The sequence below is a fragment of the Streptomyces sp. B5E4 genome (assembly GCF_039871555.1).
GTDB lineage: Bacteria > Actinomycetota > Actinomycetes > Streptomycetales > Streptomycetaceae > Streptomyces.
In genome coordinates, this window is record NZ_JBDPMI010000015.1 from 139,156 (window position 1) to 163,952 (window position 24,797).

At 74.0% G+C, this 24,797-nt stretch carries 22 protein-coding genes and 1 pseudogene; 8 read left to right on the plus strand and 15 right to left on the minus strand.

Annotated elements, in window-relative coordinates:
- Window positions 1-88: 88 nt before the first annotated feature.
- On the plus strand, window positions 89-664 hold the full coding sequence (locus ABGA99_RS20620; protein WP_347579014.1) for a TetR family transcriptional regulator: 576 nt from the start codon (window positions 89-91) through the stop codon (window positions 662-664).
- 12 nt (window positions 665-676) lie between these two features.
- Here the strand turns inward: ABGA99_RS20620 and ABGA99_RS20625 are convergent, their stop codons facing one another.
- From ABGA99_RS20625 to ABGA99_RS20665, 9 genes are all read right to left on the minus strand, one after another.
- Window positions 677-1,084 (minus strand): Rid family hydrolase, encoded by a 408-nt coding sequence (locus ABGA99_RS20625; RefSeq protein ID WP_347579013.1) that lies wholly within the window; start codon window positions 1,082-1,084, stop codon window positions 677-679.
- A gap of 97 nt (window positions 1,085-1,181) precedes the next feature.
- Entirely contained in the window at window positions 1,182-1,772 is a 591-nt protein-coding gene (locus ABGA99_RS20630; RefSeq protein ID WP_347583155.1) for a hypothetical protein, read from the minus strand.
- A 108-nt stretch (window positions 1,773-1,880) separates the two neighbouring features.
- A complete protein-coding gene (locus ABGA99_RS20635; protein ID WP_347583156.1) occupies window positions 1,881-2,249 on the minus strand; it encodes a thioredoxin domain-containing protein in 369 nt (122 codons plus the stop codon).
- Between the two features lie 13 nt (window positions 2,250-2,262).
- Entirely contained in the window at window positions 2,263-2,673 is a 411-nt protein-coding gene (locus tag ABGA99_RS20640; protein WP_347583157.1) for a MerR family transcriptional regulator, read from the minus strand.
- Between the two features lie 48 nt (window positions 2,674-2,721).
- Complete coding sequence (locus ABGA99_RS20645) at window positions 2,722-3,369, minus strand: class I SAM-dependent methyltransferase (protein WP_347583158.1); 648 nt, start codon at window positions 3,367-3,369, stop codon at window positions 2,722-2,724.
- A 94-nt stretch (window positions 3,370-3,463) separates the two neighbouring features.
- Window positions 3,464-4,837: a radical SAM protein gene (locus ABGA99_RS20650; protein ID WP_347579008.1), complete on the minus strand. Its 1,374-nt coding sequence runs from the start codon at window positions 4,835-4,837 to the stop codon at window positions 3,464-3,466.
- 101 nt (window positions 4,838-4,938) lie between these two features.
- Window positions 4,939-5,382 (minus strand): Rid family hydrolase, encoded by a 444-nt coding sequence (locus ABGA99_RS20655; protein ID WP_347583159.1) that lies wholly within the window; start codon window positions 5,380-5,382, stop codon window positions 4,939-4,941.
- A 52-nt stretch (window positions 5,383-5,434) separates the two neighbouring features.
- Window positions 5,435-6,721, minus strand: a complete 1,287-nt coding sequence (locus ABGA99_RS20660) for an MFS transporter (RefSeq protein WP_347583160.1) — start codon at window positions 6,719-6,721, stop codon at window positions 5,435-5,437.
- Window positions 6,722-6,772: 51 nt separating this feature from the next.
- On the minus strand, window positions 6,773-7,246 hold the full coding sequence (locus ABGA99_RS20665) for an Rrf2 family transcriptional regulator (protein ID WP_347583191.1): 474 nt from the start codon (window positions 7,244-7,246) through the stop codon (window positions 6,773-6,775).
- Between the two features lie 225 nt (window positions 7,247-7,471).
- Here ABGA99_RS20665 and mihF point away from each other — a divergent pair, with 225 nt between their 5' ends.
- The 3 genes from mihF (at window position 7,472) to ABGA99_RS20680 (ending at window position 9,144) form a co-directional block, all read left to right on the plus strand.
- A complete protein-coding gene (gene mihF / locus ABGA99_RS20670; RefSeq protein ID WP_347583161.1) occupies window positions 7,472-7,801 on the plus strand; it encodes an integration host factor, actinobacterial type in 330 nt (109 codons plus the stop codon).
- 595 nt (window positions 7,802-8,396) lie between these two features.
- Complete coding sequence (locus ABGA99_RS20675) at window positions 8,397-8,603, plus strand: hypothetical protein (protein ID WP_347579004.1); 207 nt, start codon at window positions 8,397-8,399, stop codon at window positions 8,601-8,603.
- A gap of 112 nt (window positions 8,604-8,715) precedes the next feature.
- Window positions 8,716-9,144 carry a hypothetical protein gene (locus ABGA99_RS20680; protein ID WP_347579003.1) on the plus strand — a complete coding sequence of 143 codons (429 nt, stop codon included), beginning with the start codon at window positions 8,716-8,718 and terminating at the stop codon, window positions 9,142-9,144.
- A gap of 190 nt (window positions 9,145-9,334) precedes the next feature.
- On the opposite strand, the pseudogene ABGA99_RS20685 reads toward ABGA99_RS20680, so the two are convergent.
- From ABGA99_RS20685 to ABGA99_RS20695, 3 genes and pseudogenes are all read right to left on the minus strand, one after another.
- A pseudogene (locus ABGA99_RS20685) lies at window positions 9,335-10,220 on the minus strand (IS982 family transposase).
- A gap of 62 nt (window positions 10,221-10,282) precedes the next feature.
- Window positions 10,283-12,223 carry an MFS transporter gene (locus ABGA99_RS20690; protein ID WP_347579002.1) on the minus strand — a complete coding sequence of 647 codons (1,941 nt, stop codon included), beginning with the start codon at window positions 12,221-12,223 and terminating at the stop codon, window positions 10,283-10,285.
- A gap of 82 nt (window positions 12,224-12,305) precedes the next feature.
- Window positions 12,306-14,210 carry a D-alanyl-D-alanine carboxypeptidase gene (locus ABGA99_RS20695; RefSeq protein ID WP_347579001.1) on the minus strand — a complete coding sequence of 635 codons (1,905 nt, stop codon included), beginning with the start codon at window positions 14,208-14,210 and terminating at the stop codon, window positions 12,306-12,308.
- A gap of 2,090 nt (window positions 14,211-16,300) precedes the next feature.
- Here ABGA99_RS20695 and ABGA99_RS20700 point away from each other — a divergent pair.
- From ABGA99_RS20700 to ABGA99_RS20710, 3 genes are all read left to right on the plus strand, one after another.
- Window positions 16,301-17,050 (plus strand): GPP34 family phosphoprotein, encoded by a 750-nt coding sequence (locus tag ABGA99_RS20700; RefSeq protein WP_027770634.1) that lies wholly within the window; start codon window positions 16,301-16,303, stop codon window positions 17,048-17,050.
- Between the two features lie 372 nt (window positions 17,051-17,422).
- Complete coding sequence (locus ABGA99_RS20705) at window positions 17,423-18,280, plus strand: helix-turn-helix transcriptional regulator (RefSeq protein WP_347579000.1); 858 nt, start codon at window positions 17,423-17,425, stop codon at window positions 18,278-18,280.
- A 220-nt stretch (window positions 18,281-18,500) separates the two neighbouring features.
- Window positions 18,501-18,710: a DUF397 domain-containing protein gene (locus tag ABGA99_RS20710; RefSeq protein WP_347578999.1), complete on the plus strand. Its 210-nt coding sequence runs from the start codon at window positions 18,501-18,503 to the stop codon at window positions 18,708-18,710.
- Window positions 18,711-18,832: 122 nt separating this feature from the next.
- Here the strand turns inward: ABGA99_RS20710 and ABGA99_RS20715 are convergent, their stop codons facing one another.
- Window positions 18,833-19,477: an NAD(P)-binding domain-containing protein gene (locus tag ABGA99_RS20715; protein WP_347578998.1), complete on the minus strand. Its 645-nt coding sequence runs from the start codon at window positions 19,475-19,477 to the stop codon at window positions 18,833-18,835.
- Window positions 19,478-19,621: 144 nt separating this feature from the next.
- Here ABGA99_RS20715 and ABGA99_RS20720 point away from each other — a divergent pair, with 144 nt between their 5' ends.
- Window positions 19,622-20,011, plus strand: a complete 390-nt coding sequence (locus tag ABGA99_RS20720) for a helix-turn-helix domain-containing protein (protein WP_347578997.1) — start codon at window positions 19,622-19,624, stop codon at window positions 20,009-20,011.
- Here ABGA99_RS20720 and ABGA99_RS20725 read toward each other — a convergent pair.
- Both ABGA99_RS20725 and ABGA99_RS20730 read right to left on the minus strand, forming a co-directional pair.
- The gene (locus ABGA99_RS20725) at window positions 19,999-21,108 is read right to left on the minus strand and encodes an ADP-ribosylglycohydrolase family protein (protein WP_347583162.1); all 1,110 of its coding nucleotides are present in this window, start codon (window positions 21,106-21,108) and stop codon (window positions 19,999-20,001) included. The genes ABGA99_RS20720 and ABGA99_RS20725 overlap by 13 nt on opposite strands.
- Window positions 21,109-21,263: 155 nt before the next feature.
- Window positions 21,264-24,656, minus strand: a complete 3,393-nt coding sequence (locus ABGA99_RS20730) for a tetratricopeptide repeat protein (RefSeq protein ID WP_347583163.1) — start codon at window positions 24,654-24,656, stop codon at window positions 21,264-21,266.
- Between the last annotated feature and the right edge of the window lie 141 nt (window positions 24,657-24,797).

Here is a 24,797-nt window from a genome sequence, read left to right on the forward strand (position 1 = left end):
CGTACGAGCCCGCCGGCCGCCCCGCTCCCCGACTACCCTGGTCCTCACCCACCACCCCCGACGGGAGGCCCGCATCGTGGAGCACGGCGTGACGCGCCGCAAGGCCGAGCCCGTCACCGACGGCCGCCGCGCCCGTGGCGCGCGTCGCCGGGCGGAGATCATCGAGGCCACGCTCCGCGTCGTCCAGCGCGACGGTGCCGGCGGCGTCACGCACCGCACGGTGGCACGCGAGGCGGACGTCACCACCAGCCTCACCGCGTACTACTTCGCCACCCTCGACGACCTGCTGGTCGCGGCGCTGTCCACGGTGGCCGACGAGTACACCCACCGCCTCCACGAGATCATCGAGAGCGACGCCGACGACCTCGAAGGACTCGCCGCCCTCGTCGCCTCCGCGGGCGGCGAAGGACGCCGGCGCGCGCTCGCCGAGCGCGAGTTGTCCACGATGGCCGCCCGCCGCCCCGCCCTGCGCCCGGTCGCGCGGCGGTGGCGGGAGGTCGTGGCGCAGATCGGCGCGCGGCACTCCACCGACCCGCGGGCGGTCGACGCGCTCGTCGCCGCGACGGACGGGCTGTGCGCCGACATCCTGCTCACCGACGCGCGCCCGGACGTCCGCCGGATCCGGGCCGTGCTCGCGCACAGCCTGCGGACCGGCGAGGACTAGGGAAACGGCGGGCTAGTCGACCACCGCGGCGACGGCCTCGATCTCCACGAGCTGGTCGTGGTAGCCGAGGACGGTGACGCCCATCAGCGTGCTGGGTACGTCGTGTTCGCCGAAGGCGTCCCGTACCACCTGCCACGCCGTCACCAGATCCTCCTGCCGGGTGGAGGCGACGAGCACGCGGGTGCTGATCACGTCGGGCAGCGCGGCGCCGGCGTCCGCGAGCGCGGTGCGCAGGTTGGCGACCGACACGGCCGCCTGGCCGGCGTAGTCCCCGACCGCGGCGGTGGAGCCGTCCGCGTTCAGCGGGCAGGCGCCCGCGAGGAAGATCAGCCGGGCCTCGGCGGGTGCCGTGGCGGCGTAGGCGTATTCGGCGACGTCCGACAGGGACGCGGAGCGGATCAGCGTGACGGCACGGGGCACGGGCACTCCTTGTGAGCGGGGGGCGAACACCTCTGACCCTGACAAGGATCGGCCCCGCCCGCCACGCATTTCTCTCCGGCCCGCAGAGCCCCCGGCGTTACACGGGGCAGGGGTGGTAGTGCAGCCTCAGCGCCTCGTCGACGGCCGTGCTGGTGCGGGTGGAGGCGGCGATGACCTCCGGCCACGAGCCGTACTTGGCGTGGAGCTGGTCGGCGGTCGGGCCGAGGGGGTTGCCGTACTTGGCCTGGTTGCGCTCCTCCAGGACCCGGACCTCCGCCGGCGTCATGCCCGCGCGGGTGATCTCCTTGGCCTCGTTGCGCATGCCGACGAGCATCCTGGCGATCTCCTCGTCGGACGCGCCGTCCGCCCGCATCCGGGCCTCGGTGCGGCGCATGTCCTCCAGCAGCCCGTGGTATCGCATCCGCGTCTGCTGGGCCTCGACCTTCTCGCCCCACGGCAGCACCCGGATCCGGCACACGACGGGATCGGGGCTGGGGCACGGCTCGCCGACGGGGGCCGGCGGGGCGAGCGGGGCGGTGATGACGGAGCCGCAGGCGCCCGCCGGGCAGGCGGCGGCGGGGTCCGCGGCCGGGCCGGCGAGCAGGGCGGCGGCGGTGAGGAGGGGCGCGAAGAGGAGCGTGAGAGCGCGCCGGAGGCGGTACGCACCGCGGGGAACGTATGCAGACATACCCGGAGTTTTGCCTCGTGTACGCGTACGGGCCCGCAGGCGCACCGGCAACCACCCCGCCCGGCGGATACCCCTCCCGCCTCGCCCCTCCCCAGGAGGCCGCCGGGGTCAGATCACGCCGTCGAGGTCCCGCAGGAGACGGGCCTTGGAGCGGGCGCCGACCACGGAGCGCACGGGCTCGCCATCCTGGAACACCAGCAGCGTCGGCACGGCCAGGACGCCGTGCGCGACGGTCGTCTGCGGATTGTGGTCGACGTCGAGGCGTACGGCCCTGACCCGGTCGCCCAGTTCGGCGGCGAGCGCGCCGAGGACCGGGGTGAGCTGCTTGCACGACGGGCACCACTGGGCGGTGAACTGCACCAGCACCGGCACGTCCGCGCGCAGCACCTCCTCGGCGAACGTCTCGTCGGTGACGTACGGAACGCCCGGGGTCGTCGTCTGCGCCGTCATCTGCGGTGTCGTTCCCGGTGTCGTCATGTGGTCTCTCCCGTCAGCCGCCGCACAGCGGCACGTCCGTGTCGGTCCCGCCCGCGCCGCACGGCGACGGCAGCGCCTCCGCGCGCGCCAACTGCGCGGTCAGGTGGTCGCGCGCCGCCCGCAGTTCGGCCATCAGCCCGTCCAGCTCGGCGATCTTCCTGCGGTACACCGCGCGCGCGTCGGGGCACGAGTCGCCCGCCGGATGGCCGGCGCGCAGGCACTCGACGAACGGCCGGGTGTCCTCCAGCTCGAAGCCGAAGTCCTGCAGCGTGCGGATCTGCGCGACGAGCCGCAGCGCGTCGTCGCCGTACACGCGGTGTCCGTTGGCGCCGCGGTCGGCCGCTGGCAGCAGCCCGCGCGACTCGTAGTAGCGCAGGGTCCGCGTGCTGACCCCGGCTCTCTCGGCGAGTTCCCCGATGCGCATACCGCCGACGTTAGACGTTGACGCCGACGTCAGGACAAGCGCGGAGGGCTACGCCTGCGGCCGGCGGGCGAGGACGTAGGCGCGCGTCGTCTCGGGCTCCTGGGGGTAGTGGGCGCGCTCCAGCGTCGCCTCGACGTCGAAGCCGGCCGCCCCGAGCAGAGCGGTCACCGCCGCCGGCTCCAGGAATCGGAAGTCCACGTCCACCGGGTTCCCCCACCAGTCGTCCAGGTGCCGCACCTCGGTGCCGACGTGGAACGAGACCAGCAGCCGCCCGCCGGGCCGCAGCACCCGGCGCGCCTCGGCGAACGCGGGCGCCAGCTCGTCCGGTTCGAGGTGGATGACCGAGTACAGCGCGACCGCCGCGCCGAACTCGCCGTCCGCGGCCGGCAGCCGCAGCAGGTCGCCCTCGCGGAACTCCGCGGCCGGGTGCTCGCGCCGGGCGAGCGCGACCATGCCCGGCGACAGGTCGATGCCGACCGCCCGCACTCCGTGCGCCGCGAGCCACCCCGTGACGTGGCCGGGCCCGCAGCCCAGGTCGGCGACCGGAGCGCCGTCCCCGGCCTGCTCCAGGAGCGCCGCGAGCAGCGCCCGGTCGAGCGGCTTGTGGGCCAGCTCACCGCCGATGGTGCCGAGGTACGTCTCCGCCACGGTGTCGTAGCTGGTCCGGGTCCTGTCGTGGTCTCCCGCGCGCGCCATGGGGCACAGCATCCCACCCCGGGGCCGGGCCGGGCGCGCGGGTGTCAGCGCGCGCCGGGCCCGCCGTCACGTCCGGGCCGTCACGTCCCAGCCGTCACGTCCGCGCCGGAACCGCGGCCTCCGAGGCGTCGTCCGGCAGCGGCATCGAGTCCATGAAGGAGCTGACCGAGAACACCGCGCGCCCCGCCCCCGGCGGCCCGTACCCCGGAGGGGACGACAGGCCGTGGGTGTCCAGCGCGTCCTGGTACGTCTCCAGCAGCCGGATGTGGTACTCCAGCGGCGCGCCCTCGGGGTTGGCCTTGCCCAGCGGCGTCGTCGGCTCCGGGCACCAGGTGGTGAACCGCGGCACGACCCCGTGCGACATGAAGAAGTCCAGCCCCTCGCGCGTGGAGGCGATGGCCTCGTCGACCGTCGTGAAGCCGAACGGCTCGGCCATCTCCACGCCCGCGACGAAGTTGGGGATGACGTTGGAGGGACCGAAGACCTCCGCGGAGTCGAGGATGCGGCGGTGCCACTCGTCGCGGCCGACGTAGCGCTCCTTGCCGGGGCAGTACAGCTCGAACAGCCGCCGGTCCCACACCTCGAAGTTGGGGTGGTAGATCTGCGCGCCGTAGTCGCGGAAGCGCTGCACGTCGGCCTTGGGCAGCGCCTGGGCGACGACCTTGCCGATCCAGCGTCCCGGGAAGCGCTCCTCGATGGCCTTGGCGTACTGGCCGTAGAAGTCGGCCTCGTCCTTGCCGCCGATGTGGGAGGTGACGGCGCCGCCGGTGAGGGTGTACGCGGTGGAGGTCCTCGCGGTGTCGTACCGGTCGATGATCTCCAGCGCCTCCAGCACCTCCTCGACCGGCTTCACGCCCGTGTACGGGCGTCCCGCGGCCTTGTGCTGGCGCCAGTTGTGGTTGATGTCGCAGTACTGGCACTCCTCCTTGGCGCCGAAGTACTGGCAGACCCGGAAGACCGTGAGGTAGATCAGGTAGCCCCACTGGATGGTGGGCGCCACCTCCATGACGGACTTCCCGTTGGCGAGCTTGTGCCGGTAGTAGTCCGGCATCGGCGGCAGCCCGACGTCGGCGATGCGCACGCCGTCGAGATAGAGGCCGAGGGCGCCGTCGTCACCGGGCTTCACGCGGTACGGGGACGAGGGGTTGACCCGTACGGAGACGACCGTGCGGCGCAGGTCGTACGGGCCGCCGGTGAGGACGACCTCCTCCGGCGGGCGGTTGAGCGCGGCGGCGCCCAGCTCGGGGAGCGTGCCGTGGTCGAAGGAGAAGATGAAGTACGACTTCGGCTTCACCTCGCCGGAGCCGTCCTCGCCCGCGCCGCTGAGCGCGGAGTCGTCGAAGGCCATCCCGCCGCGCAGCAGGTCTTCCTTGATCACGGCCTCTCTGGGCACGTTCGGGAAGCGGGCCATCAGGCCCTCGACGAGGTCGGTCCGGCTGCGGCCGGCTGCGGTGGCTGCGGTGTCCATGCACTTGCTCCTTCCCGGCGTCCGTGGCGGAGCGACGCCGCACCCTCCATTGAACACGGACGGCCTCCCGTCCCGGGCGCCGGGGGAGCGCACGTGCCGCGTCAGCGGGGACCGGCGGGCGCCCCGGGGGCAGGGGTCCCCGCAGCCCGTACGGGTCGTACGGCCACCGCGTCGACCTCGAAGAGCATCTCCGGCAGCGCCAGCGACGCCACCCCGACGAGCGTCTGCGCGGGCAGTGCGTCGCCCCACACCCGGTGCAGTGCGGCGAGGACGGTCTCCAGTCGCGCGCGGTCGTGGCCGACGACGTACGTGCCGAGGCGCACGACGTCCTCGACGCCGAGCCCGGCGGCCGCCAGTGCGGTGCGGAGGTTGGCGAAGGACCGCTCGACCTGGGTGGCGAAGTCGGCGGATACGACGGCTCCGGTCTCGTCGGAGGCGTACTGGCCGGCGATGAAGACCGGCTCGCCGGGGGCGGTGGCGACGTGGCTGTAGCCGTATCCGGTCGGGTCGTGGAGCTGCGGGGGGTTGAGGAGCGTGCGCGGCATGGGAGGTCTTTTCCTTTCGGGTGAAGTTCGGGACTGCGGGGGTCCGGTGGGCTCACGGCGTCCCGGTGGGCGCGGCGGCACGGGCGGCGGCGGGCGGCATGCGTCTCGTACGGGTGCACAGGACTACCGCCGCCAGGGTGAGTACCGCCCCCGCGGCCGGCGCCGCCCCCAGCGCGACCGCGTCGACGAGCACGCCCCCGAGCGCCGCCCCCGCCGCGATGGACAGGCAGAAGGCGGCGACGTACAGCGAGGTGGCCGCCTCCGCGGCGTGCGGCGCCGCGGCCAGAAACCACGACTGCAGGCCGACCGAGACGCCGCCGTACGCCAGCCCCCAGCCGCCGAGCAGCAGCACGGCGGGGATCGCTCCCCCGCCTGCTGCCGAGCCGACCGGGTCGGGCAGCGCGGGCAGCAGCGCCGGCGCGGCCAGCGCGGCGGCGAGCCCGGTGGCGACGGTGAGCACGGTCCGCCGCGGGTTGCGGGCGGCGGCGGCGCCGGCCAGGAAGTTGCCGGCCAGGCCGGCGGCGCCGTAGCCGAGGAGCAGCACGCCGACGAGGCCGTCCCCGACGCCGTAGCGCTCCTGGAGGACGGGCCGGATGAAGGTGTACGCGAGGAAATGGCCGGTGACGAGGAGCACCGTCAGGGCCAGGCCGGCCCGCACCGCCGTGCTCTCCCGCGGCAGCCGGGCGAGGTCGGCGGGGCGCAGCCCGCGCTCGGCGGGCAGTCTCGGGAGCAGCAGCACCAGGGCGGCGAGCACGGCCAGGGCCAGCGCGCCCAGGACGGCGAAGGCGACGCGCCAGCCGCCGAGTTCGCCGGTGAGCGTGCCGGTCGGGACGCCGAGCACGGAGGCGGCCGAGACGCCGCCGAAGATGACGGCGGTGGCCCGCGGCACCTCGCGCTCCGGTACGAGCCGCAGCGCGAGCCCGCCGGCAAACGCCCAGAAGCCCCCGATGCTGACGCCCAGCAGCACGCGGGCGGCGACCACGACGGCGAAGTGCCCGGCGAGCGCGGAGGCCGCGTGCGCGGCGACGACCAGGGCCATCAGCCCGGCCAGCACCAGCCGCCGGTCGGCCCGCCCGGCGGCCACCGTGAGCAGCGGGGCGGAAACGGCGGCGACGAGGCCGGGGACGGTGACCATGAGGGCGGCGGTGCCGGCGGAGACGTCCAGGTCACGGCCGACGGGGGTGAGCAGGCCGACGGGCAGCAGTTCGGCGGTCATCACGGTGAAGATCCCGAGCGTGACCGCGGCGACGGCGAGCCGGCCACGGACGGCGGAGCGCGTGGGCGCCCGCCCCGCCGCGACGGTCTCCGCCCCGGTCGGCTTGTCCTGGATATTCGACATCCAGAATTGCTCCCTGCTCCGGCACCGGCCGGTCCGTATCCGAAAAGTCCGTCAGCCGTTCGCGAGCCAGCGCCGCAGCCGCTCGGGCGCGGCGGGCGCCTGCGCCTCCGCCTGCTCCCGGACGTCGTCCAGCGTCTGCCCGGCCAGCTCCCGGCGCCACGCCAGCTCGGCGCGCGCCATCGCGTGCGCGAAGGCGCACGGCAGCCGGTAGCTCGCGGGCGCCCCGGCGCCGGGCCCCTGCTGCCGGATCTCGGTGCAGCGGAAGGCCTCGTCCGGGCCCTCGATGGCGGCGACGACGTCCATCAGCGTGATCTGCGCGAGCGGCCGGACGAGCCGGAAGCCGCCGCGCGGCCCGGAGGTGGAGGCGACGATGCCGGCCCTTACGAGGGCCTGGAGCTGCTTGTTGAGGTACGGGGCGGGGAGTTCGTGGTACGCCGCGAGGCGGGCCGCCGTCACCGGGCGGTCGGGGCCCGCCCACGCCAGGTTCAGGCAACTGTGCAACGCCCACTCGACGCCCTCGGTCATCCTCATGATTCTGGATATTAAATCTCCAGGATTACCAACGCAAGCAGGAGAGCTGCGGAATCGTGGATACGCCCAGAAGACCGTCGGACATCGCGACTAAGCGCCCAAGTCGGTTACTTTTCAGCACAACTGACTTTAGCGGCACACACTCAAATGGCGGATCAAATCCGGATACTCCGGCTACTGTTCTCCTCAAGTCGCAGTAGCTAGAGGGGAGTAGTGCGGATGGGGCCGATGAAGAAGATCCCGGGACAGCGCAGTCCGGTGGAGTGTGCGCGCGCCTTGGACCAGGCACTTGAGGCCAAGCGAGCCCGGACCGCGCTGGTTCGGGCGATCAAGAACGGGGAGGTCGACTGCGTCCAGGCGCTGGAGCGCGCGGCGCGGGACGCCCTGGCCGGGGACATGCTGGCGAAGGACTTCCTGCTGGCGCTGCCGGGCGTGGGCCCCGCGCAGACGGCGAAGCTGATGACGAAGCTGGGCCTGTCGGACACCCGCAGGCTCCGCAGCCTGGCGCCGGTGCAGCGGGAGCTGATCGGCGCGGCGGTGCGGAGCTGACTCCCGTCGGGGGCGGGGGGTACGGGGGCGGGGTCGCGGGGTGGCGTCGGCGGCAGGGGTCGCCGTACGGACGGCGCGACCCGGGTGGGGGCCACGGATCGTGGGGACCGGGCACCCGGGGACGCGCGGGCGCGCCCGGGAGTGGCGGCCCCGGCGAGGGTCACGCCAGGAGACAGGGCGGCGCGGGCCGCGCAGTGACGGTGCGGCGGGGGCCGCGCACCGGGTCGTACGGACCGGGCGCCCTCGGACCTGCGGCGGGCCGGCTGGAGCGGCGTGCCGAGGCTCGCGCCCGGGCCGCCGGCCGGGTGCCGGGCCCACGGCACCGCCGTCCCGCGCGGGCCGGCGCACCGGGTTCTTCCGTGCGGACTCGGACGGACACACCCGGCGCCGGCCCCTCCGCCTCTCGCCGGCGCTACGCGTGCGGGCCCACGTCACCTTCCGTCCGCAACTCCACCCACATGGCACCCCGCAGACCGCCCTCTACCACCAGCCCCACCCCCACGCGGCCGTTTCCCGCGGAATCGGCCCGCGCTCCCGCTCTCCCCACCACACTGGAGGCACGGTCGGCGCACGGGGCAAGGCGCGGGCCGAGGAGGTGGTCGCCGATGGCATGTGGCTCGTGGAACTCCCGCCGTTGCAAGACCAGGCGCTACTGGCGCACGCCGGCGCCGAGACGCTGCGCCGCGCCCGCGAGACCCCCCGTACGCGACCGGAGGTGCGCGGCGAGCCGCCGGCGGCCCAGCCGCTGGCCCTGACGCCCGCGTACGCGCCCGGCCGAGGTCGCGGCTCATCGCACGGCTGAGGAGAGCCGGCGACCGCCCCTTGCGGTAGGTCGTGTCGCATCCTTACCACTCACATCATCGCTGCCAAAATGGATAAAAAGGAGATATCCCCCACGACCGAACGGACTCGGCATGGCACAGGAAACGCCCGGGAACCTCGATGACGCCGTCGACTGGGAGGAGCTGGTCAGCGAGCGCGGCCAGACATACCACGTCGGCCGCCTGCGGGACGAGCACGCCACCGCGCAGGAAGAGGCGGCCCCGACGGCAAAGAGCAACTTCGGCATCGCCGCCAGGTGGCCCGTCACGGACAACGAGACCTGGGTCGACACGGACGCCGAAGTCCGCGGGGCGGCGGCGATCACGAAGTACACGCTCCACAAGCAGGAAGCCGGGTCGGCTTGGCAGTACATCCTGAAGTTCGTCAATACCGAGCACTACGACTACTACTTCTACGACCGGACCGGCGACAGGTACCAGTGCAACACGTTCGCCAACGGTGAGCACTACGTGCGGTACAACTCCGCCAAGCCCCAGATCGAGTACGTCTCAGGCTTCTGACGGACAGCACAGACGCAGCGGTGCACTCCTGGACCGGACCACGACCGTTCTCGACGGCACATGGCGTCGCGGCTGTTCGCAGCCCGAGTCCAGGAGCAGGGGGCATCAGGGCGTCGAGGTCGTCCCGTCACCCGGGTGACGCGTATCCCCGTGCCCCTGACCGGCGGCTAGATGAATGAGTCTGATGTCTTCAGTGGTCGTAGGCGATGAGAGATCGTTTGCTGTCGGCTCCGGTCGCCCAGTTGTGCCAGATCGCGGTGGCCATGGCCAGGAGGCGTTGGCCGACTCGGGAGAAGACTCCGTCCGGGGTCCTGCCGCCGTGTTGTTCGAGGCTGAGTTGGCCTTTGAGGGTGTCGAAGACGGCTTCGATCCACTGACGGCATCGGGCCAGGCGACCGTGACGGGATGGCTCGTCCCTGCGGTCGGGGCGCACCAGGTGGACTCCGAGCCTCTCGGTGAGGAACGCCTCGAAGTCCCGGCCGGCGAAGCCCTTGTCGGCCAGGATCACCTGGCCTGCACGGACCAGGTGGTGATCGGCTTCCAGCAGCGCGGTCATCACCTCCCGCTCGCCCAGCTTCGGGCTGGCCAGGCACCAGGTGACGGGCATGCCCTCGGCGGTGGTGACCAGGTAGAGGCGCAGGCCCCAGAAGTATCGGGAGTGGCTGCGGCAGTAGCCGTAGCCGGCGTGACCGGCCAGGCCGGAGCGTTTGACCGTCTCCCGGGAGGCCGCGCACGGCAGGGGTGTGGAGTCGATCAGCCGCAGGCCGTCGTGCCAGGTCGGTACCTGTTTGGCCAGGGCCTCGATGGCCTGGGCGATCAGCGGGCCGGCGGCGTTGAGGCGCTTGGTGTAGCCAGACTGCTGGGGCAGGTAGCGGAAGAGGTGCCCCAGCCGGGCGTGCGCGAAGCGGATCCAGTGCCGGGCCGATGGAAAGCCGAGCAGCACCTGCGCCACGGCCAGACACAGCAGTTCCGCGTCCGTCAGTTTCGGGGGTCGCCCGATCCGGCGACACGGGGGCCACATGGTCGTCGATGAACACGTACAGTGCCGCCAGAAGGGCGTCCAGGTCCGATGTCACACTCAGACCAACGGGCGCCCTTCGCCATGGTCGCGGCCAGCACAGACATCGGACTCATTCATCTAGTCCGGGCAGTGCGTGCCGCGGGGCAGTTGGTACGGGGCCGAGATGCGGTACGTCCCGGGGCGCGGGGCGTGCAGCCGGGTCCATTCGCCGGCCTTCGTCACGCAGCCCTCCAGGTTGACGTAGAGCTGCCCGCTCTCCGACCACTCCCGGACCCCGTCGACGTCCGCCCCGTCCGACCCGTCGCCCTCCAGCACCTGCGGCGCCTCGACGCCCTCGCCGTCCTCGTCGACGAGCCCGAGCCACGGTGAGAACGGCACCCGCACCAGCACGGGGCCCGCGTACTTCACGTCGATGACCAGCTCGCCCTCGTCCGCCCGCCGCACCTCCGCGGGCGCCTCGACCAGCGGCGTGGGGTCGTTGACCCGGAACAGCCGCCAGTTCGCGTCCGCCCAGATCTCCGTCAGGTACGGCTGCCCCTTGGCGACGATCTTCGCCTCCTCGTGCGCCCCGGTGTCCGGCCGGTCCTCCACCGGCAGCACCACGTACCGCACCGCCCACGTCTTCAGCCAGGTGTGGTACGTCTTCGGGTTCAGGCTGCCGTCGTAGAAGATCTCGTGCCGGTCCAGGTCCGCCTGCCGGTTCCAGCCGCGCGCCAGGCTCACGTACGGCGACAGCGCGCTGGCCTCCCGGTGGCTGCGTACGGGCACGACCTCGACCCGGCCCGCCTCCGCGTCCACCTGCTGCAACTGGTCCACCAGCGGCGCCAGCTCGCGCGTCCAGGCCGCGGTCGGGCTGGTGAGCACGAGGTCGACCACGGGCTTGACGATCACCCACACGGTGATGGCCGCGAACGCCAGATACGCCGCCGCCACCGAACGCATCACCCGCGGCGCCGCAGGACGGGTCCCCGTCTGCGCGATGACCAGCAGCACCGTGCCGCCGAAGATCAGCGCGAACCGCTCGATGTTGCTGCCGACCGGAGAGGGGATGACCCACGCGCCGAGCGTGCCGAGGAAGTAGAGCGCCGCGCAGATCCGGACCGTACGCCACGACTCCGGCGCCATCAGCCAGATCAGCGCGGCGGTGATCATCGGTGCCACCGCGGAGATCCACGGCATCGGCATGTTCCCCTGGAACGGGAAGAGCCAGCTCGACAGCGCGACGACCACCGGCGGCGCCGCCCCGAGCAGATACGCCTCGGTGCGCCGCTTCTGCAGGAACAGCCCGGCGGCGACCACCCCGGCGAACAGCCCGGCCACCGGGCTCGCCGCGGTCGCCAGCATGCTGGTCAGCACGACCGCGGTCCCCCGCCAGCCGCCCACGCGCCGCCGGCCCTTCTCCCCCGCTCCGGCCCCGCCGTGCCCGTCGTCCTCGTCGTCGCGGTCGCCCGGGAAGACCAGCGCGATCGCGACCAGCGCGAAGAGCAGCCCCAGCGCGAACGTCACGCGGCCGGAGGCCGCGTTGCCCACGAGCGCGAAGGCGCCGAAGAGCGAGGGCACCAGCGGCCGCGGCACCTGCCGGCAGCGGGCGAGGATCAGCGCGAGCACACCGGCGGACAGGGTGCCGGCGAGCACCATGGTCGTCCGCACGCCGAGCACCGCCATCAGATACGGCGAGACGACGCTGTACGAGACCGGGTGCATGCCCCCGTACCAGGCGAAGTTGTACGCCGTGGAGGGATGCCGGCCGGCGAACTCGGCCCAGGCGTCCTGCGCCGCCAGGTCGCCCCCCTCGTTGGCGAGGAGCAGCAGCCACAGGAGGTGCAGGATGCCGGCGGTGACGAGCGTGGTGAGCACGGGGCGCTGGGCGAGCCAGCGCAGGTGCGGCCGCAGCCGGTCGGGCGGGGCGAAGCGCGCCGCGCTCTGCTGCTCGGGGCTCGGGGGGTCGCCGGAGTCGGCGGACGCAGGCGCGGGCCGGCCCCCGGCGGCTCCTGCGGCGGCTCCATCTGCTGATCGGCCGCCGGCCGCGGCTTCGCGGTCCGGCTGCACGGTGGTCACTGCGACGACTCCCCAGTCTTCCTTGGACGTCCCCGGGGGCGGTGCCAGCGACGCTAGCACGGGCGTACGACGCCCCCGGGCGCTAACCGAGCCTGCTCAGCTTCGCCCCCATGCCAGGCTCCGCCATGTCCTCGGCCAGCGCCACCGGCACCCGTACTTCCCCCTGGCCGGAGCCCATCGTCAACACCCCGATCAGGTCACCCTTCGCACCCTCGTGCGGCACCTCTCCGGAGCGGTCCTCGCCGAGTTCCAGGCCCACCTTCAGCCCGCCCCAGCCCGGCGCCACGACGTCCTCGGTCGCCACCACCGGCGTCGAACCCCCGAGGCCGTCGTCGACCTCGCCGACGACGTCGCCCTTCTTCACGACGGTCATGTCCGTGAGCGCCTTCTCGCCGGCCGCCATCAGTTGCCGGCCGTACTCCATGGCGGTCGGAAGCTGCGGCACCGCGTACTGCCCGAGGACCGCGCCGACGATCAACTGTTCCTCCCCCGCGACCTTCTCCTCGGTGGCGAAGAGGAAGTTGCCGCCGGCCTTGGTGGTCGAGCCGACCTTGATGCCGATGCCGTGCAGCGGCACCATCTTGTTGCTGTTGTCGTGGTCGTCGCCGCGGCTGTCGGTGTAGACGGGCATGGCGACGATCTGCTTGAACAGCGGGTCCTTCATCGCCGCCTTGCCGAGGACCACCTGGTCCTCGGCGGTGGAGACGGTGGACTCCTCCAGGCCGCTGGGGTCCGTGTAGGTGGTCCCGTCCATGCCCAGCTCTTCCGCGGTCTTGTTCATCTCGTCCACGAACGCCTGCATGTCGCCGTCCGAGTGCCAGCGGGCGAGAAGGCGGGCGACGTTGTTGGCGGAGGCGATGAGCAGGGCCTGCAGGGCTTCCTTCTGGCTGAGCTTGGAGCCCGGGTCCAGCTCGACGGTCGTCTCGCCCTCGGAGCTGAGGGCGGCCTCCTCGACGGCGGTGTCGTCGACGGGGATGCCGGGGCCCTTGCCGCCCGGCTTCATGGGGTGGTCGCGCAGGATGACGTAGGCGGTCATGACCTTGGCGACGCTGCCGATCGGCACGGACTTCTGCTTCCCGTACGAACCGAGGCTGCCGAGCCCCGCGACGTCTATCGACGCCTGTCCCTCGCTGGGCCACGGCATCTCGGGGGTGCCGCCCTCGAAGGAGTAGCTGGAGGCGGCGGTCAGGGTGAGCGCCGGTGCGGGCAGCGGGCGGAGCATCTGGACCACGCCGAGGACGATCGCGAGCAGGATGACCAGCGGCGTCCAGATCTTCACGCGCCGTACGAGCGTACGGGTGAGGGTCTCGGGCGGCGGCGGGGTGTTGGTCAGCTCGGCGAGCAGGTCGAGCGGCCGCTTCTCCTCGTACGGCGGGAGGGGCTGCTGCTGTGTCCGCTCCCACCCGGGCGGCGAGTCGGGCCCGCCGGAGGGCTTGGGCGGCGCCGAGTCGGGCGCCGCGGCGGGCGCGGGGACCGACGGCGGTGCGGCGGGGAACGCCGGCGGCGCGGCGACCGACGGCGGCACGGCCGGGGGCGGCGGCGGCGCGGCGGGCCTGGGGGGCAGGTCGGCGTCGGTCTTGAGCGGTACGAAGGTGCTGCCGGGCGGCCCGGCGAGCTTCCCGACGGGCGGGGTGTCGGAGGGGTCGTCGCCGGCCGGCCCGGGTACGGCGTCGGCCGGCTCGTCCTCCACGGACACGTCTTCGATGTCGCCGGCCACGGCGACGGCGTCGCCGGGCTCGTCGTCGCCGCTCTTCGTCACCCACGCGGCAACGGCAGCCCGCAGTTGCTCGTCGCCACCGGCCTTGGCGGCCTCGGCCTCGGCGACGAGCCGGAAGCTGGCGGTGGCGGAGTCCTTGGCACCGGCGGGAGACCTCGTGGAGCGGGAACCGCCGGTGGCGTCGGAGCCGGTGGCGGGAGAGTCTTCGGCGGCGTCGGGCCGGCCGCCCGCGGCCTCCCGGGCACGCCCGCGGGCGAGATCGCCCTCCACACGCGCCTCAGCGGCCTCAGAGCCCCCGGACCCACCCGAGCCCTTCCGGGCCCCGCGAGAGCCGCCCAGAGGCCCCTCAGAGCCCTCCCCGGCCCGCGCCCCGGGCACCGCACCGCTCCCCGCGGACGCGCCCCGGGCCCCGGCCCGGTCATCGGAAGCGTCGGAGCCCGCCGACGACCCGCCCCCGGCCTTCGGCCGGGAGGAACTCGGCGCGGCCGAGCCATCGTCGTCCGGCGCGAGGTCGGCGACCCGGAACGTGGTGGTCGCCGTGTCGTCCTTGGCCCCGCCCCCACCGGCGGCCCCCGGCCGGCCCGGGGCACGAGCACCCGAACCCCCGGCACCCGTCGCGGCTTCCGGCCGGGACGGGGCGTGAGCGCCCGAACCGCCGGCACCCGCGGACGACCCGGCACCGCCCGGTCTCCCGGCCTTCGACCGCGAGGCACCCGCCGCGGCGTCGGTGCCGGGCGCACCGGAAGCCGAGCGGGGCGCATCAGAAGCCGCGCCCTCAGCCGCAGCGTCACGCCCCACGGGCGCGTCCGCGGCCCCCGGCCGGGAGGAGCCCGGCGCGGCGGCGCCTTCGGGCGCGTCAGTCGTCGTATCGCCCTCTGCGCCGCGCCGCGCCGCAGGCGCGTCCGCGGCCTTCGGCCGGGACACGGGCCCCGCGTCGGAACCATCCGTGCCGGCCGCGTCGCCCTCGCGCTTCGGCGGCGCCGCAGCGGCGGGCGCCTTGGGCGTCGCAGCGCCCTTCGAGGCGGCGCCGCCTCGCGGCCCAGGCGCGTCCCCGGGCTTCGGCCGGGACCGGGACCCGGCGTCGGGATCGTCCGCGCCGGCCGCGTCGTGCTTGGGCTTCGGGCGCGGCGCAGCACCCGCGGCGGCCTGCTTGGGCGCGGTGGCGCCCTTCGCGGCGGCGTCGCCGTCGGCCGACGGCGACTCGGCGTCGGCCGATCCGGCGGGCTTCGGAGCGGGCGGTGCCGTGGGGCGCTTCTTGGGGGCCGGGGCCGGGGCTTCGGCCCCCGAAGCCTGCCCGGGTGCCTTGCCGCTCTTCGTCTTCGGGGCGGCCTTGGCCTTCGGCCCGGACGCCGCCTTCGTGCCGGAACCCTCCGGGCGCGTCGACCGGCCTGACGCCTTGCCGTCGTCGCTCGCGGGCTTCGCCGCCGCGTCGTCCTTCGCACCAGGCGTGGCCGCGGCCTCGGCGCCGGCCGCACCCGTCGCCGCGCGACCACCCGAAGCCGCACCTGCGTCAGCCCCGCCGGACGTCGTGTCCCCGGTCCTCGGACGGGATCCGGTCCGTACGGCCGAGCCCTCGGCGCTCGCCGAACCCGTCGCCTTGCCGCCGTCGCCGTCACCCGCCGGCTTCCCCGCGGCGGTGCGCTTCGCGCCGGACGGGGCCTTCGGCTTCCGCTCGGATGCCGACCCCGCGTCCGCACGCGGCGCCTCGCCGTCCTCGTCCGCAGGCTCCCCCGCCGCGCCCTTCGGCTTCGGCCCCGCCGCCTTCGTGCCGGAACCCTCGCCGCGCGCCGGCGCCGTGCCGTTCTTGTTCGCGGGCTTCGCCGCGGCGCCGTTCGTGGTCTTCGGCCGGGACCGGCGCTTGCCGTCGCCGGTCCTACCGCCGGAGCCGTCGCCCTCTACCTCCCGGCCGTCCCCGGGCTCGCCGTCCGCCGCATCGCCCCGCGCGTCCGCGGCCTCATCCGCCGCCGCCCCGGGGCCGGTTCGCTCCTCGCCCCCCTGGGCGGGAACCGGCGCAGCGGTGGGGGCGTTGTCGGTGGAGGACGTGAACGCCAGGCGCGGATCGCGTCCGCCGTCCGGATCGCGAGGTTCGTGTTCGTCCACGGTCGCCGACCCCGACGGTTGCTGCTCCTCGGGCCTCCCGGGGGACTCGACCGCCACCGACTTCCTCCTCCTGCGTCACAACCGCACAACCGCGTCAACCAGGCGTGGCCACCCACCCTAAGGGGACGCAGCCGTCTCTCGCCCGCATCTGAGAGACGAGAACGACATACCTACAGGTTCCCGATCAAAGCGCCCACGCACTCTCGACAGACCAATGTGAGAGGCGTCACCCTGTCATTCATCCACGCGGGGAGGCATGGATGGGCAGGAGCCGCAGAACACTTCCGGAGGAGCTTCTGCTGCTGGCACTGGACCCGGCCACGGGTACCACTGCGCAGCCGCAGTCGCTCGACCTCGGCCTGGCAGGAGCACAGCTCGTCGAGCTCGCTCTGGCCGGGCGAATAGCCCCGGACGGGGATCGTATCGCCGTGATACTTCCGCGTCCGACCGGGGACCCCACTTTGGACACAGCGCTTGAGTTGCTGCGTCGCCGGGGCAGTCCCGTGCGCGCGGTGAACTGGATAGGTGGGCCACGTCTGGGGTTGCGCCAGACGTATCTCGCTCATCTGGAGCGCTGCGGCATGGTGCATGCCGTGGAGAGCCAAATGTGCGGGGTACTCCCCACCACTCGATATCAGGCAACCGACACCGCCATCAGCCGGGAGATACGTGCCCGGCTGGACAGCGCGATCCGCACCGGCGTCCCGCCGGACCCGCGGACCGCGGCGCTTGCCGCGCTGGCCCATGCGGTCGGACTCGGCAAGCATCTCTACCCCGGGAACGAGGGGCGCTCCGCGCGCTCCCGGCTCCGGGATCTGATCAGGCACGACCCGATGGGCGGTCTGGTGGCGCACGCCGTGATGGACGTGCAGAACGGCGTCACCGCTCAGCCGCGGCGCACACCCGGAGGCGGCCGTCCCGCGGCCCGTCCGCCGGCTGTCGCACAGCCTGCCGGAGTTCCCGCGGGGTCCCGCCGCGCGGGGATGATCCGGACGGCCGCGGTGCGCTGAGCCCGCCCGGCGGTCGTCGCAGGCGACGCCGCGCCCGTACGCACGCATCCGCGTACGGGCGAGGCGTCGCACGCCGGTGCGCCGGACCCGGGAACGGGAGCCGCAACGCAGGGCCCCGTCCCGTCGAGTGGTCTCGACGGGACGGGGCCCTACCCTGCGTTCCGGCGGCTCCGCCGGCTCCCGTGACGTACCGCGGCCGCGGTGGCCGCGGCACACCCCCGACGCCTCGCGCGGCGCACATTGTGGGCCAAACCTTTGCCCTCTGCGGCGATTTCGCGACGATCGCAGCGGCGCACACTCCGTCGGTGGCAGGCTGCACCCAGTAATGAGATACGTCCGTACGCGGATTACGCACCCGGAGGTGCAACTCCCTTGGCGTCCAACGTCAACCCCACCGTCAGGCGACGCCGTCTCGGCCAGGAGCTGCGCAGGCTGCGCGAGCAGAAGAACATGACCGCGGAGCAGGTCGCGGACCGGCTGCTGGTCTCGCAGTCGAAGATCAGCCGGCTGGAGAACGGCCGGCGCAGCATCAGCCAGCGGGACGTCCGCGACCTGTGCGGGGTGTACGAGGTGGAGGACGAGCGGATCGTCAGCTCCCTGATGCAGATGGCGAAGGAGTCCCGCCAGCAGGGCTGGTGGAACGCCTTCGGGGACGTGCCGTACAGCGTCTACATCGGCCTGGAGACCGCCGCCGCCTCGCTGCGGATCTATCAGTCGCTCGTCGTGCCGGGGCTGCTGCAGACGCGCGGGTACGCGGAGGCCGTCATCTCCGGCAGTTCGCCGGAGATGACCACCGAGGACGTCGACAAGCGCGTGAACGTGCGGATGCGGCGGCAGGACCGGATAAGGGAGACGGAGCAGCCGCTGCGGCTGTGGGCGGTGTTCGACGAGGCCGCGCTGCAGCGGGTGGTGGGCAACGCGCCGGTCATGCGCGAGCAGTTGGAGCACCTGATCGAGGTGTCACGGCTGCCGCACGTCACGGTGCAGGTGCTGCCGTTCGAGACGGGCGCGCACCCGGGGGTCACGGGGCAGTACGCGATTCTGGAGTTCCCCGAGGAGTCCGACTCCAGCGTGATCTATCTGGAGGGCGTCACCAGCGATCTCTACCTGGAGAAGAGCGACGACGTCCACAACTACAGCATGATGTACGAACATTTGCGGGCGCAGGCACTCAATCCGGAACAGACCCGGAAATTCATCGCGGATACGGCCAAGAAGTACGCTCCCTGATAATCGGGTGCGCGGCCGGGTATCCCGAAACGGAGGCACGGTACACCCGTACCGGGACGCTCCGGAAGCGCAGTGGCCTTTCGCCATCCGGTTGAGTGAAAGCTCCCTGACCGGTGGGTGGGTGAGCGGTAGCGTCTCGGCGTCGGGCCGGGGCGTCGACAACACTCCGGCCTGGAACGGGCAGGAAGAAGTTGAGTCCCTCAGCAAACCGGAGAAGAACATGGCAATCGAACTCGGCGCCACCGGCGCCTGGACCAAGTCGACCTACTCCGCGGGCAACGGCGAGTGCATCGAGGTGCGTTCGACCGCCCCCGGGCTGGTCTCGGTGCGCGACTCGAAGGTCCCGGACGGTCCTGTCCTGGACTTCACCCCCGACTCGTGGGCCGCATTCGTGGCCGAGGCGGCCGGCGGCGCTTTCCGTACCGTCTGACCGACGGTGACTCCGTGACGTAGAACCGGAATCTGCACAACCGCATGTCCGATCCGCATGTCCGATCGCCCTCTCGACTGGCTCGCCGTCCCGGCCGAGAGGGCTCGGCCTTTTCCGCCTAGCTAGCTCGCGACCGGTCCGAAGACCTCGCGCGGCTGCCGGCCCTGGCGCCACAGGCCGGCCGCAAGGGCCGCCGCCGCCTCCAGCAGCCCGGCCCGGTCCAGTCCCCCGCCGTCCAGCGGCTCGCCCCCGGCCTCCCGTACGAGGGTCCGCACCACCGCCAGCGCGTCCTCGTCGTCCCCGCACAGCGGCACGGCGACCCGGGTGTCCCCGGGCCCGGGCCGGCTGCGCCGCCAGACGTCCGCGGGGGCGAGGTTGAAGGCCTTGACGACATGCGCGCCGCCGGCGAGACCGGCGATCCGCCGGGCGGCGCTCGGCCCCCCGGCCAGCAGGTCCGGATCGGGCTCCATGGTCGCCGTGTCGAGGGCGTTGGTGCAGTCGACGACGGTACGTCCCCGCAGCACCCCCTCCCCCGCGCCCGCCCGGCGCAGGGCGTCCGCCAGCGCCGTGTACGGCACGGCCAGCAGCACGGCGGGCCCGAACCCGGCCGCCGCACGCGGGCTGCCGGCCCGGCCGCCGACCCGCTCCGCGAGTTCCGCCGCCTTCGCCGCGTTCCGCCCGCCGACCAGCACGTCGTGACCGGCGCGCGCCCACGCTCCGGCCAGCGCGTCCGCCATGGCCCCGGTGCCCAGCACTCCGATACGCATCGTCGCTCCTCCTTCGGTCCTCACCCGCGCGACCCGTGTCCGCGGTGCCTGACGGGGACACTAGGAAGACCGAAAGGCACCGTTCGGTGCGTAACGGATGCGCTAGAAGGACGACGAGAGCAGCAAGCAGGAGGAGGAGTGGGAATGAGCGAGACGCTGCCGGCCGTCCCGGTGCACACCAGCCCCTTTCTCGCGGACTGCCGCGCCCGCGTGGGCATCGACGTGCTCGCGCACGCCTGGAACGGCATCGTGGTCTTCGCGCTGAGCGAGGGGCCGCGGCGCCCCGCCGAGATGCGGAGGGCCATCGGGGGCATCAGCCCGAAGGTCCTCAACCAGACGCTGCGGCGGCTGGAGGGCTACGGGCTGGTGGAGCACCGGCGTTACGCCGAGGCCCCGCCGCGCGTCGAGTACCGGCTCACGGACAGCGGGCAGTCGCTGCTCGGGCCGCTGTGGGCGCTCGCCGCGTGGTCGCGGGAGCACGGCGACGGGGTGCTGGTGGCGCAGGAGCGGGCGGAGCGGCGTCAGCGCGGGTAGCGCAGGAGCCAGGCCTCGTTGGGGGCGGTCTCGCCGTGGAGCGCCGGGCCGAGGGTCATCTCCAGGGCGAAGTCGTCGGCCAGTTGGAGGATCGTGCCGCGGCCCTCGACCTCCGCCACCCACGCCGGCGGCAGCGCCGTCTCGCCGTGCTGCGCGCCCAGCAGGCTGCCGCAGAGGGAGCCGGTGGCGTCGGAGGCGCCGCCGTGGTTGACGGCGAGGAGCAGCCCGTGGCGTACGTCGGTCGCCGCCAGCGCGCAGTACAGGGCGAGGGCGACGGCGTCCGCGGCGCTCTCGCCGGTGCCGAGCCGCTCCACCTGCTCCGGGCCGGGGTCCGGGCCCTGGCGCGCGTCGAGCGCGGCGCGCAGGGCCGCGGTGGTCTCCTCGTGGCCCGGGCGGCCGGCGAGGATCTCCAGCGCCCGCGTCACCGCCTCCTCCGGCGCGTCGCCGCGGGCGAGGCCGTGGACCACGACCGCGTACGCGCCCGCCGCCAGACAGCCGGTCGGGTGGCCGTGGGTCTGCGTGGCGCACTCGGCGGCGAGTTGGAAGACCAACTGCGGCTCCCAGCCCACCAGCAGCCCGAACGGCGCGGAGCGCACCACGGCCCCGGGGTCCTTCGCCTCGGGGTTGCGCGGCTGCTGGAGCGTGCCCATGCGGTCGTCGGCCAGGCCCCGCAGGCTGGCGCGGGGGGCGCCGCGCTGCGAGTACAGCCACTCCTCGCGGGCGAGCCAGCCGTCCTCGGCCTTGCGCTCGTCGGGGCCCCAGTCCTTCTGCGTGGCGTACCAGCGGCGGTACGCGGCGTGCACGTCTGTCGGCGGGTGCCACCGGCCGCCGTCGCGGCGCACCTGGGCGCGGATGAGCCCGTCGACGGTGAACAGGGTCATCTGGGTGCCGTCGGTGACCGCGCCCCGGCGGCCGTGGGCGGGGGCGAAGTCGGCGGCGCCCGCCGGGCCGTGCTCGTCCCGTATCTCCGCCAGGGAGGCATCCGCGACGCCGGCGCCCAGGGCGTCGCCTATCGCGCCGCCGAGCAGGCAGCCGCGCACTCTGCTGCGGAAGTCCTGCTGCTCGGCGCGGCCCCAGGTGCGGCGTGCGGTCGTCACTCGGCCACCTCCGTCCGGACGTTCGGTCTTTCGCGGTCTGGTCTCGCTGTCTGGTCTCGCTGTCTGGTCTCGCTGTCTGGTCTCACTCTGTCGGCACGTGCTCCGGCCCAGCACTGTAATCGAGGGAAATCGAGAGGCCAGAGGGTGTATCCGCGTCAAACGCCGGGCAGTTCGCGGAGCAAATCGCCGAGTACCCGCTGATACCCCTCGATCCGGGCGCGGTCCGCCGCCGCCGTGTCCGGAGCCGCGGCCAGCACGTGGAGCATCGCGCGCAGGTCCTTGAGCAGCATCCAGTACGCCGCCCCGGACGACAGCTCCGGCAGAGCCGCGTCCGCCGCCGCCCAGTCCCCCGCGGCGATCCCGCACAGCAGCCGGCATGCCGCCTCGTCCACGTCGGTGGCGCAGTCCGCCAGCATCCGCGCCTCCACCGCCGCCCAGCGCGCGGCGGGCTGCGGGCCCCGCATCACCCGGTCCAGCAGGACGTCGTCGAACTGGATGAAGCCGTTCTCCCGATCGGCCGCGAGCGAGGCCGTGACGTCCGGCCGCGCCTGCGCGTACCGGCCGAGGACCATCAGCACCTCGGCCCGGTCGACGAGCGCCGACTGCTGCTCGGGGTCCAGCTCGACCGCGCGGTCGAGCGCCGCGAGCGCGTCCTCCCACCGCTCCTCCAGCGCGTGCACCTGGCCCCGCAGGTGCAGCGCGCCGAGGTGGTCCGGGCTGCCGTCGAGGACCGTGTCCAGCTCCGCGTGCGCCTCCGCCGACCTGCCGACGTAGCCGAGGGTGCGGGCCCGGCCGAGCCGGGTCCAGACGAGCGTGGGGTCGAGCTCCAGGCCGCGGTCGTAGTTCGCGAGCGCGTCGTCGAAGCGGTTGAGGATCCGGCACAGGTCGCCGCGCTCCTCCAGCACCCACGCCATCCCGGGGTCGATCTCCAGCGCGCGGTCGAAGTCCGCCATCGCCTCGTCGACCCGCCGCAGGGTCACCATGCACTGGCCCCGGCTGGCGATCGCCCAAGGGCTGTCCGCCTTCAGCTCCACGGCCCGGTCGAAGTCCGCGACCGCCCGCTCGGTCCGGCCGGCGAGCCGGTGCACCTCACCGCGCTCGCCCCAGCACCAGGACCACTGCGGGTCTATCTCCAGCGCCCGGTCCAGGTCCGCCAGCGCCTCGTCCAGGCGGCCCATGGCCCGGTGGCAGTGACCGCGGTTGGCGTACGCCCAGTCGTAGTCCGGCGACAGCTCCAGCGCGCGGGTGTGGTCGGCGACGGCGGCCTCGTACCGCGCGGCCCGCTGGTGCATCAGGCCGCGTTCCGTCCAGCACCAGGACCACTGCGGGTCCAGCTCCAGCGCCCGGTCCAGGTCGGCCATCGCCTCGTCGGTACGGCCCAGCTTGGCGAGGCACTGGCCGCGGCTGGCGATGGCGTACGCGTAGTCGCCGTCGGCCGCGTCGACGGCCCGGTCGAAGTCGGCGAGCGCCTGTTCCGGGGCGCCGGTGAGGCGGTGCGCCTCGCCGCGCATCGCCCAGGTCATCGGGGAGGGGCCCAGCTCGATGGCCTGGCCCAGGTCGGCCTTCGCGTCGTCGAAGTGCTCCAGGGCGAGCCGGGCCCGGCCGCGGTGGGTCAGCGACCAGGAGCGGTCGGGGTCGTGCTCGACGCAGTGCGTGAAGTCCGCCTCGGCCTCGGCGTAGCGGTCGAGGAGTACGTACGCCTGGCCGCGGCCCGCGTACGCGCGGGTGAAGGCCGGGTCGAGCGCGAGGGCGCGGTCGAAGTCCGCGACGCTGGCATCGAGTTCGTCGGCGTTGCGGCGCTCCCGCCCGCGCAGCGTATACGCGAGCACCCGCTCCGGCTCGGTCAGCTCCGCCTCCCGCAGCAGGAACGTGCACACCTCGACGACGCCGCGGGCGTTCTCCTCCAGCGCCGCCAGCAGCCGCCGGCCCCAGTCCCGTACCGGCTCGCTGTCCGCGTCCGTGCCCGCCTGCTCCACCGTCCGCGCCCACCGCCGGGTCTCGGCCGGGCCGATGTCGGCGGCCTGGAGCGCGTCGCGGCGGGCGCGGGGCAGCGCGCCCTGGGGGTCGGCGCAGAGCAGGTGGTACGTCTGGTTGCGGCGGTGGCCGAACCACCGCTCGTCCATCCAGCGTTCCTCCCGCGGATCGCTGTCGGCGGGCAGGCTCGCCTCCAGCTCCGCGCACCAGCCGGCGTGCGCCGCCGCGAGCGCGCGGTGCTGCTCGCGCCACCGCTGCGGTGAGCGGGTGCGCTGCACCCGCAGCATCGCCGAGCGCACCACGCCGTGGTACTGCACCCGGCCCGCCTCGTCGCTGACGAACGGCAGCGCGCGCAGCCACCCGTACAGCCCGGCTGCGGCCGGTGCGACGGCGACCCGGAACACGTCCTCGTCCAGCGACGGCGGCAGCGCGGCGGCCTGGGCCGCGGCCTTCTGCACCGGATCCGCCACCCACTTCAGGAACCGCTCCACCGCCGTGCCGCTCGGATCCCCGCCGCCGGGGCGGACCGGCGGCGTCTCGGCGAGCATCGAGGTGAGCACCGGCAGCCGCCCGGACAGGTGCAGGATCTCGTCCACGACCCGGATGTCCGCGATGCCCCTGGCGGCGATGAGGCCGCGGGCCTCCTCCTCGGTGAAGAGCTCCAGCTCCAGCTCCGCGGCGAAGTCCCCGGCCGGCCAGCGGGCGGGGTCGAGCCGCTGCTGCCCGGCGCGGGTCACCACGACGTTGGCCGGTAGTGCGCCGTAGCGGTCGCTGGTCATGACGTCGCACAGCCAGGCGTCGAGGACGGGTCCGGTGCGCTCGTACGTGTCGAAGAACAGCGCGATCCACGGGACGGCGGTGCCGACGCCGCGCAGGTCGTCCAGGAAGGCGGGGGTGAGGGCCTGGAGCGGGGAGAGGACGAGCTGTACGTCGTCGTGGCTGCGCAGCCGGGTGGAGAGCGCGGCGCGCCAGCGGTCGAGGCTCTGCGCGACCTGCTGCGGGTCCATGGCGCCCGCGACGGGGCCGAGTCCGGGCACGAGGCCGAGGCCGGCCAGCCCCGCCTGGGCGGCGATGCCGGCGGCGGGCGAGGCGGCGGGCGCCTGGGCGACGGGCCCGGGTCCCGCGGCGTCCACCGGTCCCGCCTGGTGCGGCACGCCGGGCGTCCCCGCGCCGGGCGGGCCGGGAGCGCCGTCGAAGGTGGCGACGACGGAGTCCGCCTCGTGGCGCCGCTGGCGGTAGCGCTGGAGCAGCCGGTCGAAGCCCTTCAGCGGGTGGCCCTGGCGGGCGAGTTGGGTGCTGATCGCCTCCATCGCCTCGGGCACGCTGGCCACGGCCTCGTCGACCTGCGCGGTCAGCGCGCCCTGCTCCCCGGCGAGTTGCAGCAGGCGGCGCAGCAGCGACGTCTTGCCGACGCCGGCGACACCGTGGAAGTGGAAGAGGAAACGGTGCGCCGGATCCTCCGGGGGACAGCGGAAGTTGTCCCGGTACGCGGTGATCTCGCGCTGCCGGCCGACGAAGCCGGACCGGCGGCGGTCGCGGATCAAGTCCTGCATGGACGGACGCACTTCGGGCACGGCGCCACCTCCCCCGGGGCGAGCTTAGAGCCTCGGGGACGGCGAGGGGGCGGGCCCGGACGGGTTCGGTCCGGGTGCCCGTCCGGTACGGTCCGGGCCTCCCGTCCGCACGCCGCACGCGCCCCCTCCGCGCGCTGCGCG